Origin of the sequence: Pseudomonas helleri, from assembly GCF_001043025.1 — a bacterium.
Lineage (GTDB): Bacteria > Pseudomonadota > Gammaproteobacteria > Pseudomonadales > Pseudomonadaceae > Aquipseudomonas > Aquipseudomonas helleri.
The window spans coordinates 278,670-291,344 of sequence record NZ_JYLD01000007.1 but is presented as its reverse complement, the minus strand read 5'-3'; the positions used below and the strand labels follow the sequence as shown (position 1 = coordinate 291,344).

10 protein-coding genes are annotated in these 12,675 nt (G+C 59.6%); 5 read left to right on the top strand and 5 right to left on the bottom strand.

The window, feature by feature from the left end:
* Positions 1 to 160: 160 nt before the first annotated feature.
* The 5 genes from prpF to TU84_RS13865 form a co-directional block, all read right to left on the bottom strand.
* Positions 161 to 1,345: a 2-methylaconitate cis-trans isomerase PrpF gene (gene prpF / locus TU84_RS13885; RefSeq protein ID WP_048369820.1), complete on the bottom strand. Its 1,185-nt coding sequence runs from the start codon at positions 1,343 to 1,345 to the stop codon at positions 161 to 163.
* A gap of 100 nt (positions 1,346 to 1,445) precedes the next feature.
* On the bottom strand, positions 1,446 to 4,037 hold the full coding sequence (gene acnD, locus TU84_RS13880; protein WP_048369889.1) for a Fe/S-dependent 2-methylisocitrate dehydratase AcnD: 2,592 nt from the start codon (positions 4,035 to 4,037) through the stop codon (positions 1,446 to 1,448).
* A 171-nt stretch (positions 4,038 to 4,208) separates the two neighbouring features.
* Entirely contained in the window at positions 4,209 to 5,336 is a 1,128-nt protein-coding gene (gene prpC, locus TU84_RS13875; RefSeq protein WP_048369818.1) for a bifunctional 2-methylcitrate synthase/citrate synthase, read from the bottom strand.
* 59 nt (positions 5,337 to 5,395) lie between these two features.
* A complete protein-coding gene (prpB, locus tag TU84_RS13870; protein ID WP_048369817.1) occupies positions 5,396 to 6,283 on the bottom strand; it encodes a methylisocitrate lyase in 888 nt (295 codons plus the stop codon).
* Positions 6,280 to 7,002, bottom strand: a complete 723-nt coding sequence (locus tag TU84_RS13865; protein ID WP_048369815.1) for a GntR family transcriptional regulator — start codon at positions 7,000 to 7,002, stop codon at positions 6,280 to 6,282. Before TU84_RS13865 ends, prpB begins: the two co-directional genes overlap by 4 nt.
* A gap of 281 nt (positions 7,003 to 7,283) precedes the next feature.
* Between TU84_RS13865 and rloA the strand changes: the two genes are divergently transcribed.
* The 5 genes from rloA to TU84_RS13840 all read left to right on the top strand — a co-directional run bounded on the left by rloA (position 7,284) and on the right by TU84_RS13840 (position 12,669).
* Positions 7,284 to 7,820, top strand: a complete 537-nt coding sequence (gene rloA, locus TU84_RS13860; protein WP_048369813.1) for a retropepsin-like aspartic peptidase RloA — start codon at positions 7,284 to 7,286, stop codon at positions 7,818 to 7,820.
* A gap of 5 nt (positions 7,821 to 7,825) precedes the next feature.
* A complete protein-coding gene (gene rloB / locus TU84_RS13855) occupies positions 7,826 to 9,358 on the top strand; it encodes an osmotic stress tolerance membrane protein RloB (RefSeq protein ID WP_048369811.1) in 1,533 nt (510 codons plus the stop codon).
* Complete coding sequence (locus TU84_RS13850) at positions 9,358 to 10,338, top strand: alpha-L-glutamate ligase-like protein (RefSeq protein WP_048369809.1); 981 nt, start codon at positions 9,358 to 9,360, stop codon at positions 10,336 to 10,338. The genes rloB and TU84_RS13850 overlap by 1 nt, the downstream gene beginning before the upstream one ends.
* Positions 10,339 to 10,521: 183 nt before the next feature.
* Positions 10,522 to 11,865, top strand: a complete 1,344-nt coding sequence (pabB, locus tag TU84_RS13845) for an aminodeoxychorismate synthase component I (RefSeq protein ID WP_048369807.1) — start codon at positions 10,522 to 10,524, stop codon at positions 11,863 to 11,865.
* A gap of 69 nt (positions 11,866 to 11,934) precedes the next feature.
* The gene (locus TU84_RS13840) at positions 11,935 to 12,669 is read left to right on the top strand and encodes a phosphoadenylyl-sulfate reductase (RefSeq protein WP_048369806.1); all 735 of its coding nucleotides are present in this window, start codon (positions 11,935 to 11,937) and stop codon (positions 12,667 to 12,669) included.
* Positions 12,670 to 12,675 lie beyond the last annotated feature (6 nt).

The following is a 12,675-nucleotide window of genomic DNA, read 5'->3' as shown; positions in this document are numbered from 1 at the left end:
GTGACTCCAAGTGGGTGAATGAGTGTCGTGTTCCATCCTCAGGGTCAGGCTGGCAGGTCTGAATGCCCGCTCTACATACCAGTTGTAGGAGCGAGCTTGCCTCGCGATCTGTTGGGTAGTTAAGAGATCGCGAGACAAGCTCGCTCCTACAGGTTTTTTTTCAAATCGGGGGCACCCGCACCCAACCTTCCATCAAGACCCGCGCGCTGCGGCTCATGATGGCTTTGGTCACGGTCCATTCGCCGTCAACCTGCTGCGCTTGTGCGCCCACCCGCAGGGTGCCCGACGGATGGCCGAAGCGCACGGCGCTGCGCAATTCGCCACCCGCGGCCAGGTTGACCAGCGTGCCCGGAATGGCGGCTGCCGTGCCAATCGCTACCGCAGCGGTGCCCATCATGGCGTGGTGCAGTTTGCCCATCGACAAGGCACGCACCAGCAAATCAATGCTGTTCGCGCTCACCGGCTTACCGCTGGACGACAAGTAATCCGCAGGCTTGGCTACAAACGCCACTTTGGGTGTGTGCTGGCGCTTGGCGGCATCGTCGAGGTTATCGATCAGGCCCATGCGCAACGCACCGTGGGCACGAATGGTTTCGAACAGCGCCAGCGCTTTCGCATCCGCGTTGATGTCGTTCTGCAGTTCCGTGCCGGTGTAACCGATGTCGTGGGCATTGACGAAGATGGTCGGGATGCCGGCATTGATCATCGTGACTTTAAGGGTGCCGACGCCCGGCACTTCCAGGTCGTCCACCAGGTTGCCGGTGGGGAACATCGAACCACCCGCGCCCTCTTCTTCTGCCGCCGGGTTGAGGAACTCAAGCTGAACCTCTGCCGCCGGAAAGGTAACGCCATCCAGTTCAAAGTCGCCGGTTTCCTGGACCGCGCCGTCAGTAATAGGCACGTGGGCAATAATGGTTTTGCTGATGTTGGCTTGCCAGATGCGCACCACCGCCGTGCCGTTACGCGGTATACGGCTCGGGTCGACCAGACCGCTGCTGATGGCGAACGAGCCGACCGCCGCCGACAGGTTGCCGCAGTTGCCGCTCCAGTCGACAAAAGGCTTGTCGATCGACACCTGACCAAACAGGTAGTCGACGTCATGGTCAGCGTGCAGGCTTTTGCTGACGATCACGGTTTTGCTGGTGCTGGACGTGGCGGCGCCCATGCCGTCGATTTGCTTCTCATACGGGTCCGGGCTGCCGATCACCCGCAGCAACAGCGCATCACGAGCCGCTCCCGGCACCTGAGCCACGTCAGGCAAGTCGAGCAGGCTGAAAAACACCCCTTTACTGGTACCGCCCCGCATATACGTCGCCGGGATTTTGATTTGCGCTGCAAAAGCCATGAATAGAATCCTGTCATGTCCTCTGTAGGAGCGAGCTTGCCTCGCGATCTTTTTAGAAGATCAAAAGATCGCGAGACAAGCTTGCTCCTACAGGAAGTGGTTAAGCGGTTGCCGACTCCAGGAAGTCCTGGGCAAAGCGCTGCAACACGCCGCCCGCTTCGTAGATCGACACTTCTTCAGCCGTGTCCAGGCGGCAAGTCACAGGCACCTCGACACGCTCGCGATTTTTACGGGTAATCACCAGCGTCAGCGTGGCACGCGGGGTGCGCTCGCCAATCACGTCGTAGGTTTCACTGCCGTCGATCTGCAAGGTTTTGCGGTTGGTGCCCGGCATGAACTCCAGCGGCAACACGCCCATGCCCACCAGGTTGGTGCGGTGAATGCGCTCAAACCCTTCGGCGGCAATCGCCTCCACACCCGCCAGCCGTACGCCCTTGGCTGCCCAGTCACGGGACGAACCCTGGCCATAGTCGGCGCCGGCAATAATGATCAGCGGCTGCTTGCGATCCATGTAGGTTTCAATCGCTTCCCACATGCGCATCACCTGGCCTTCCGGCTCAAGGCGAGTCAATGAACCCTGCTTGACCTTGCCGTCCTCGATGACCATTTCGTTGAACAGTTTCGGGTTGGCAAAGGTCGCGCGCTGAGCAGTCAGGTGGTCGCCACGGTGGGTGGCATAGGAGTTGAAGTCGACTTCCGGCAAGCCCATTTTCGCCAGGTATTCACCGGCGGCGCTGTCGAGCATGATCGCGTTGGACGGCGACAAATGGTCGGTGGTGATGTTGTCCGGCAGCACGGCCAGCGGGCGCATGCCCTTGAGCGGACGCGCACCGGCCAGCGCCCCTTCCCAGTACGGCGGGCGGCGGATATAGGTGCTTTGCGGGCGCCAGTCGTACAGCGGCTCGACTTTCGGGCCGGTGTCTTCGTGAATGGCGAACATCGGAATGTACACCTGGCGGAACTGCTCCGGTTTCACCGAAGCCTTGACCACTGCGTCGATTTCTTCATCCGTCGGCCAGATGTCTTTCAGGCGGATTTCATTGCCCTGAGCGTCCGGGCCCAAGACGTCTTTTTCGATGTCAAAACGAATGGTCCCGGCAATCGCATAAGCCACCACCAGCGGCGGCGAGGCCAGAAACGCCTGCTTGGCGTACGGGTGAATACGCCCGTCAAAGTTACGGTTCCCCGACAGCACGGCCGTGGCGTAGAGGTCACGGTCGATGATTTCTTGCTGAATCACCGGGTCCAGCGCCCCGGACATGCCATTGCACGTGGTGCAGGCAAACGCCACAACGCCAAAGCCCAGTTGCTCCAGCTCGTCCGTCAGGCCCGCTTCATCCAGGTACAGCGCCACGGTTTTCGAGCCCGGCGCCAGCGACGATTTAACCCACGGCTTGCGGGTCAGCCCCAATTTGTTGGCGTTGCGGGCCAGCAAACCGGCGGCAATTACGTTGCGCGGGTTGCTGGTGTTGGTGCAACTGGTGATCGCAGCGATGATCACCGCGCCATCGGGCATTTGCCCCGGCACTTCATCCCACTGCCCGGCGATGCCTTTGCTCGCCAGATCGCTGGTGGCCACCCGCGCATGCGGGTTGCTTGGGCCAGCCATGTTGCGCACCACCGATGACAGGTCAAAGCTCAGGTTGCGCTCGTACTGCGCGCCCTTGAGGCTGTCGGCCCACAGGCCGTTGACCTTGGCATAGTGCTCCACCAACTGCACTTGCTGGTCTTCGCGGCCAGTCAGTTTGAGGTAATCGATGGTTTGTTGGTCGATGTAGAACATCGCCGCCGTGGCGCCGTATTCCGGGGCCATGTTGGAAATGGTCGCGCGGTCGCCCAAGGTCAGCGCCGCAGCGCCTTCGCCATAGAACTCCAGCCAGGCGCCGACCACTTTTTGCTTGCGCAGGAACTCGGTCAGCGCCAGCACCATGTCGGTGGCGGTGATGCCCGGTTGCAGCTTGCCGGTCAGCTCAACGCCGACGATTTCTGGCAGGCGCATCCACGAGGCTCGACCGAGCATCACGCTTTCGGCTTCGAGGCCGCCGACGCCGATGGCGATCACGCCCAGCGAGTCGACGTGCGGGGTGTGGCTGTCGGTGCCCACGCAAGTGTCGGGGAACGCTACGCCGTCACGCACCTGAATCACCGGAGACATTTTCTCCAGGTTGATCTGGTGCATGATGCCGTTGCCCGGCGGGATCACGTCGACGTTTTTAAAGGCTTTTTTGGTCCACTCGATAAAGTGGAAGCGGTCTTCGTTGCGGCGGTCTTCGATGGCGCGGTTCTTTTCAAACGCCTCGGGGTCGTAACCGCCACATTCTACGGCCAGCGAGTGGTCGACAATCAGTTGGGTCGGCACCACCGGGTTGACTTGCGCCGGGTCGCCGCCTTGTTGGGCGATTGCATCACGCAGGCCTGCGAGGTCAACCAGAGCGGTTTGACCAAGGATGTCGTGGCACACCACACGCGCCGGGAACCACGGAAAATCGAGGTCGCGCTTGCGCTCGATCAATTGGCTCAGGGAGGCATTTAACGTGGCCGGATCGCAACGCCGCACCAGGTTTTCGGCCAGCACGCGCGCGGTATAAGGCAGTGTGTCGTAGGCACCGGGGGTGATCGCATCGACCGCCGCACGGGTGTCGAAGTAATCCAGCCGGGTGCCCGGCAGCGTTTTACGAAATTCAGTATTCATGGTGCGGGACTCGATCACGGTAATGACAAAAAAGAGTGACGGCGCAGCGCTCATGTGGGAGCGGGCTTGCCCGCGAAAGCATCGACACGGTCTTGCTGAAAGACCGAGGTAGCCGAATCGCGAGCAAGCCCGCTCCCACATTTAGTCAACAGCGGCCATCAACTCCCTCATTCAGCGACGCTCGATTGGCACGAACTTGCGCTGTTCAACGCCGATGTACTCGGCGCTTGGACGGATGATGCGGTTGTTGGCGCGCTGTTCGAACACGTGTGCAGCCCAGCCGGTCAGGCGCGAGCAGACAAATATCGGGGTGAACAGCTTGGTCGGAATGCCCATGAAGTGGTACGCCGAGGCATGGTAGAAGTCGGCGTTGGGGAACAGCTTCTTTTGCTCCCACATGGTTTTGTCGATGGCTTCGGACACCGGGAACAGCACGGTATCGCCCACTTCTTCAGCCAGCTTTTTCGACCAGCCCTTGATCACTTCGTTACGCGGGTCGCTGTCTTTGTAGATCGCGTGACCGAAGCCCATGATCTTGTCTTTGCGCGCCAGCATGCCGAGGGTGCCCTCGACGGCGTCTTCGGCCGAGGCAAAGCGCTCGATCATTTCCATGGCCGCTTCGTTGGCGCCACCGTGCAGCGGGCCGCGCAGCGAGCCGATGGCCGCAGTGATGCACGAATACAGATCGGACAGTGTCGATGCACAGACACGGGCGGTGAAGGTTGAGGCGTTGAACTCGTGTTCTGCATAGAGGATCAGCGACACGTTCATCACTTTGACGTGCAACTCGCTCGGCTTTTTGCCGTGCAGCAGGTGCAGGAAGTGACCGCCAATCGACGCTTCATCGCTCACGCACTCAATGCGCTTGGCGTCGTGGCTGAAGCGGTACCAGTAACACATGATCGCCGGGAAGGCCGCCAGCAGGCGGTTGGTCTTGTCCAACTGCTCGGAGAAGTCTTTCTCTGGTTCCAGATTGCCCAGGAACGAGCAACCGGTGCGCATCACGTCCATCGGGTGGGCGTCTGCGGGGATGCGTTCCAGCACTTCTTTCAGCGCTTGCGGCAAGTCGCGCAGGGTTTTCAGCTTGGCGGTGTAGTCAGCCAGCTGGGTTTTAGTCGGCAGTTCGCCGTACAGCAGCAGGTAAGCCACTTCTTCAAACTGGGCATCGGCTGCCAGTTCACGCACGTCATAACCCCGATAAGTGAGGCCGGCGCCTTCCTGACCGACCGTCGACAGGGCTGTTTGCCCGGCCACCTGGCCACGTAATCCGGCACCACTCAATACTTTTGCTTCGGCCATTGCGCTCTCCAATCTTGAATTTGTTAGGGATTCGGCAAGTCTTTGTACATATCTCTGAGTTATTTCTTCGCTGCAAACAGCGCGTCGAGCTTCTGCTCGAATTCGTGGTAGTTGATGGCGTCGTACAGCTCCATGCGGGTTTGCATGGTGTCGATCACGTTTTGCTGGGTACCGTCGCGGCGGATAGCGCCGTACACGTTCTCTGCTGCCTTGTTCATCGCCCGGAACGCCGACAGCGGGTACAGCACCAGCGATACATCAACGCTGGCCAATTGCTCGGTGGTGTACAGCGGCGTAGCGCCGAACTCGGTGATGTTGGCCAGAATCGGCGCCTTGACCCGGTCGGCAAACAGTTTGTACATCTCAAGCTCGGTGATGGCTTCCGGGAACACCATGTCGGCACCGGCCTCAACACACGCCGCCGCACGTTCAAGCGCCGACTCCAGGCCCTCGACCGCCAGCGCATCGGTGCGCGCCATGATCACGAAGCTGTCATCGGTGCGCGCATCCACCGCGGCTTTAATACGGTCGATCATTTCTTGCTGCGAAACGATCTCTTTGTTTGGGCGATGACCGCAACGCTTGGCGCCGACCTGGTCTTCGATGTGAATGGCCGCAGCGCCAAACTTGATCATCGATTTGACCGTGCGCGAAACGTTGAAGAATGACGAGCCAAAGCCCGTGTCCACGTCTACCAGCAGCGGCAGGTCGCACACGTCAGTGATACGGCGCACGTCGGTCAGCACGTCGTCCAGGCCGGTAATGCCCAGGTCCGGCACGCCCAGCGAACCCGCAGCGACACCGCCACCCGACAGGTAAATCGCTTTGAAACCGGCACGTTTGGCCAGCAGTGCGTGGTTGGCGTTGATCGCACCGACGACTTGCAACGGGTGTTCGCTGGCGACTGCATCACGGAAACGCTGGCCTGGACTGTTTTTATTGCTCATGACTCACCTCGTGGAGTGGCTGTCTGCTGGGCGCTGTCTTGGTAGTGACGCGCGATATTGCGTTTGGAAGCGCCGATGTGGCGGCGCATCAACAACTCGGCCAGTTCGCCGTCGCGATCGGCAATGGCATCGAGAATCCGGTGATGCTCGGCAAACGCCTGGTGCGGGCGGTTGGGGGTGGCGGAAAACTGGATGCGGTACATGCGCACCAATTGATACAACTCACCGCAGAGCATCTGGGTCAGCGTGCGATTGCCGCTGCCTTGAATAATCTTGTAATGAAAATCAAAGTCGCCTTCTTGCTGGTAGTACCCGACACCCGCCTGAAACGCCTCATCGCGCTCATGGGTTTCGAGCACCTGGCGCAACTCAGCGATGTCTTCATCGCTCATGCGCTCGGCCGCCAAACGGCAGGCCATGCCTTCAAGGGACTCGCGAATTTCGTAAAGTTCGATCAGCTCGGCATGGCTCAACGAGACCACGCGGGCGCCAACATGCGGGACGCGCACCAACAAACGCTGGCCTTCAAGCCGATGAATCGCCTCACGCAAAGGGCCGCGGCTGATGCCGTAGGTGCGCGCCAGTTCAGGTTCGGAGATCTTGCTGCCCGGGGCGATTTCGCCTTTAACAATGGCCGCCTGAATGCGTCGAAAGACGTTCTCGGACAAGGTTTCCGAGTCATCCTGGATAACCAGGGACGGCTCCAGTGCTTGCTGCATATTGTCGACACCTTCTAAATCAATAGCGCCAAAACTAGCCATTTAAGCGCTATCAGTCAAAGGATAAATATGGATTGTCGACAATCGTCGAATAAGACCTTGGTGTAATCGACATTACTAACAGCCCGCGCAGACGGCGCGAACGCTGGCGCCATAAAACCATCATGTTAGAATGCCCGCCGCATCCGCCCTGCCCCTTTCCATCGGGCAGCCGCACGAGGAAACTTGCATCTTTGCCAGTCGCCTTGAACTGAAGATTGCAAGAGATCACGCCTCAATTTATGAAATTCATCACCCTCTTCACCTTTCTATGTCTGCTGTCGCTGCCGGGCCTGAGCCTTGGCGGCGAAAAAACCGTGTACGGCCTGAATGAATACGCCGAACTGGCAGGCATAGACCTGCTAGTTGCAGCCAAACTCGACACCGGCGCCAAAACCGCCTCGCTGAGCGCCCGCGACATCAAACGTTTTAAACGTGATGGTGAAAGCTGGGTGCGCTTTTACCTGGCCATCGACGACGCCCACAGCCACCCCATCGAACGCCCGCTGGCCCGCGTGAGCAAGATCAAACGCCGCTCCGGTGACTACGATCCGCAGGCCGACAAGAACTACACCTCACGCCCGGTCATCAGCCTGGAAATTTGTATGGGCAAGGCTTTACGCACCATCGAAGTGAACTTGACCGACCGAAGTGCGTTCCAATACCCGCTGTTGATTGGCTCCGAAGCGCTTAAACGCTTTGATGCGCTGGTCGACCCCAGTCTTAAATACGCTGCTGGCAAACCTGCCTGCGTCGCTAACGCTCAAATCGCAGAGTAATTGAAATGCGCGCTCTTACCCTTCACCTGAAAATCTTGATCACCATTCTGTTGGTGTTGGGCGTTTCAATTACCGCCTACCAGATTTTCGTCATCGGCATCCCTGTGACCGAAGACGCGACCGACGACCTGTGGAACATCGACGCCAAAGTCGAGTTCGTGGCCAACGCCAAAGATCCGGTCAAAATCCAGATGTTCGTCCCGCCGCTTAACCGCGATTACGTCAGCCTCAATGAAAGCTTTATCTCGAACAACTACGGGGTAAGCGTCAACCGCGTCGACGGCAACCGCAAGGTCACCTGGTCGGCACGCCGGGTCAGCGGCAAGCAAACCCTGTACTACCGCCTGGTCCTGACCAAGCGTTATTCGGGTGACAAAACCAAGGTCAAAGGCCCGGTATTCCGCGACAGCATCGCCGTCGACGGCCCGGAGAAAATCGCCGCCGAAGCCCTGCTTGCACCGATTCGCCAGCACTCTGCCGACGTCGAAACCTTTATCAGCGAAACCATCAAGCGGGTGAACAACCTCAATGATGACAACGTCAAGTTGCTGCTGGCGGGCGATCCGTCGACCCCGCACAAAGCCCAGATCATTGAATTGCTGCTGTCGATTGCCCACGTCCCGATGGAGCGCGTGCACACCATCCGCCTGGTCGCCGATCAACCGCAAAACCCGGAACTGTGGCTGCGCAGCTTCAACGGCAACGACTGGCTGTACTTCAACCCGGAATCGGGCGAGCAAGGCCTGCCGTCTGACCGCCTGCTCTGGTGGATCGGCGACGAGCCGCTGGTGACGATGGATGGCGGCAAAAAAGCCAACGTAACGTTCAGCCTCAACAACAGCGAAATGAACGCCATTCGCCTGGCCAAACTGACCGACGAGAACACCGACGCCAACTTCCTGGAGTACTCGCTGTACGGCTTGCCGCTGCAAACCCAGCAGACCTTCATGATCATGGTGATGATCCCGATTGGCGTACTGGTGATTCTGGTCCTGCGCAACCTGATCGGCCTGCAAACCCTCGGCACCTTTACCCCGGTACTGATCGCACTGGCGTTCCGCGAAACTCAACTGGAGTTCGGCATCATCCTGTTTACGGTGATAACGGCGCTCGGGTTGATGCTGCGTTCCTATCTGGAACATCTGAAGTTGCAGATGCTACCCAGGTTGTCGGTGGTGCTGACGTTCGTAGTAATTCTGATCGCCGCCATCAGCCTGTTCAGCCATAAACTGGGCCTTGAACGCGGGCTGTCGGTGGCACTGTTCCCGATGGTGATTCTGACCATGACCATTGAGCGCCTGTCGATCACTTGGGAAGAGCGTGGCGGCGGCCATGCCATGAAAGTCGCCATCGGCACCCTGTTTGCCGCCACCCTGGCTTATCTGGTGATGAGCGTGCCTGAGCTGGTGTACTTCGTGTTCACCTTCCCGGCCGTGCTGCTGATTCTGGTGGCCTTCATGCTGGCCATGGGTCGTTATCGCGGCTACCGCCTGACCGAGCTGGTGCGTTTCAAAGCGTTCTTGAAGGCTGACTCCTGATGTTTGGCTTCTGGAAGACCTGGAAGGCCCTGGAAGCCAAGGGCATCATGGGCATCAATCGGCGTAATGCGGACTACGTACTCAAGTACAACAAACGCAGCCTGTACCCGATTGTGGATGACAAGATCATCACCAAAGAGCGCGCCATTGCCGCCGGCATTGATGTGCCGGAGTTGTACGGAGTGATCTCCACCGAGAAAGAAATCGAGAAACTCGATGACATCATCGGTGGCCGCTCGGACTTCGTGATCAAGCCCGCACAAGGCGCGGGCGGCGATGGCATTTTGGTGATCGCTGACCGGTTCGAGGACCGCTTTCGCACCGTGTCGGGCAAGATCATCAGCCACGAAGAAATCGAACATCAGATTTCCAGCATCCTCACCGGCCTGTATTCCCTGGGCGGGCACCGTGACCGGGCACTGATCGAGTACCGCGTCACGCCTGACCAGATCTTCAAAAGCATCAGCTATGAAGGCGTACCGGACATTCGCATTATTGTGCTGATGGGCTACCCGGTAATGGCCATGCTGCGCTTGCCGACCCGCCAATCGGGCGGCAAGGCCAACCTGCACCAGGGCGCCATCGGTGTGGGTGTCGACCTGGCAACCGGCCTGACCCTGCGCGGCACGTGGCTGAACAGCATCATCAGCAAACACCCGGACACCACCAATGCGGTGGACGGCGTGCAACTGCCCAACTGGGACGGCTTCATGAAGCTGGCCGCCGGTTGCTATGAGCTATGCGGCCTGGGCTATATCGGCGTCGACATGGTGCTCGACCAGGACAAAGGCCCGTTGATTCTGGAACTCAATGCCCGACCGGGGCTGAACATCCAGATCGCCAACAACTGCGGCCTGACCCTGCGCACCCACGCCGTGGAAGCCCACCTCGCCGAACTGGCAGAAAAAGGCATTCAAGAGACCCCCGAAGAGCGCGTGCGCTTTACCCAAGAGCTGTTCGGGCATATTCACCAGCAATAAAGAATGATCCGATCGCAACAATGTTGTGGGAGCGGGCTTGCTCGCGATTCAGACAACCCGGTTTGTCTGAGTCACTGCGGTGATTCCATCGCGAGCAAGCCCGCTCCCACGGTTCCGACATAGCCTTGACGTCCTGCACGAGACTACAATCAGCACCCCGCTCCGTTGGCTGATTGGCGTCGCATGTTGACCTGCTCTGTACACCCCCTGCCCTACCACCCCAACCCTGCCGTTTATTTTGCGGCGATTCGCCATGCCCCTGGCGCCGTGTTGCTGGACAGCGGCCGCCCCGTCGCAGAGCGCGGGCGCTATGACCTGCTGAGCGCCTGGCCAGTCGAAGAGTTGAGCGTGCGTGCGGATGAATCAGGGCGCGGGTTTCTGCAACGTCTGCGTGATGCGCTAAAACAACTGGGCGACGCTGAACTGCCAGCGCCCTATGAGCTGCCTTTTGTCGGCGGGCTCATCGGCTACCTGAGCTATGACTTCGGCCGCCAGCTTGAACACCTGCCCGCCCAGTCGCTCAACGACCTGCATTTACCCGATGCACGGCTTGGGCTGTATGCCTGGGCGCTGGTCAGCGACCACCAGGCGGCGACCAGCCAACTGGTGTTTCACCCCAGCCTGGCCGTGGCCGAACGCGAGCGCCTGATTGAGCTGTTCGCTCAGCCCGCGCAGAGCGAGCCTGGCACGTTCTCGCTCAAACACCCCATGCAGCCCGACATCAGCGCTGAGTTTTACCAACACGCCCTGCAAAAAATCCAGCACTACATTCAGGCGGGCGACTGCTACCAGGTCAATTACACCCAGCGTTTCAGCGCCCCCTGCGAGGGCGACCCGTGGGCCGCCTATTGCGCCTTGCGCGACGCGTGCCCGACGCCGTTTTCAGGCTTTGTCAGCCTGCCCGAAGACACTGCCATCCTCAGCCTGTCGCCCGAGCGCTTTGTGCATGTCAGCCAGAATCAGGTCGAAACCCGACCGATCAAAGGCACGCGCCCACGGGGTCAAAATCCGGCAGAAGATGCCGCCAACGCCGCCGAGCTGCTGGCCAGCACCAAGGACCGTGCGGAAAACCTGATGATCGTCGACTTGTTACGCAATGACCTGGGCCGCACCTGCCGCACCGGCTCGGTGAGCGTGCCGCAATTGATCGCCCTCGAAAGCTACCCCAACGTTCACCACTTGGTGAGCAGCGTTGTCGGTGAACTGGCGCCGGGCAAAGACGCGCTGGACCTGATCGGTGACAGCTTCCCCGGCGGCTCGATTACCGGCGCGCCGAAAATTCGCGCCATGCAGATCATTGATGAGCTGGAACCCACCCGGCGTAGCATTTACTGCGGCTCGCTGCTGTACCTGGATGTGCGCGGGGAAATGGACAGCTCAATCGCCATTCGCAGCCTGCTGGTCAAAGACGGCCGGGTCAATTGCTGGGGCGGCGGCGGGATCGTTGCCGACTCTGACTGGCACGATGAATATCAAGAATCGATCACCAAAGTGAAGGTGCTGCTCGACACGCTGCAAACCCTGTAGCGCGCGGTTTTTGCTACCATCCGCCCCACTAGAGAGCGCCCAGCGCCATTCACCGTAGGAAACCGCCTGATGAGCCATCCGTTCGACGTTGCGCAAACAGCCGCGACATACGCCAGCAAGTCCCCGCAGGACATTCTCAAACTCGCCTTTGAACATTTTGGCGACGAACTCTGGATCTCGTTCAGCGGCGCCGAAGACGTGGTGCTGGTGGACATGGCCTGGAAGCTCAACAAGAACGTCAAAGTGTTCAGCCTCGACACCGGGCGCCTGCACCCTGAGACCTATCGCTTTATTGAACAGGTGCGCGACCACTACAAGATCCAGATCGAGCTGATCTCGCCGGACCAGACCAAACTGGAACCGTTCGTCAAAGAAAAAGGCTTGTTCAGCTTTTACAAAGACGGCCACGGCGAGTGCTGCGGCGTGCGCAAGATCGAACCCCTGCGTCGCAAACTGTCGACTGTTAAAGCCTGGGCGACCGGCCAGCGCCGTGACCAAAGCCCTGGCACCCGCAGCCAGGTCGCGGCACTGGAAATCGACGGTGCGTTCTCGACGCCGGAGCGCCCGCTGTACAAATTCAACCCGCTGGCGCAAATGACCAGCGAGGAAGTCTGGGGCTACATCCGCATGCTCGAGCTGCCGTACAACAGCCTGCATGAGCGCGGTTACATCAGCATTGGCTGTGAGCCTTGCACCCGCCCGGTCCTGCCAAACCAGCACGAACGCGAAGGCCGCTGGTGGTGGGAAGAAGCGACGCAAAAGGAATGCGGCCTGCACGCCGGCAACCTGATCGCCAAGCACTAACCCCCC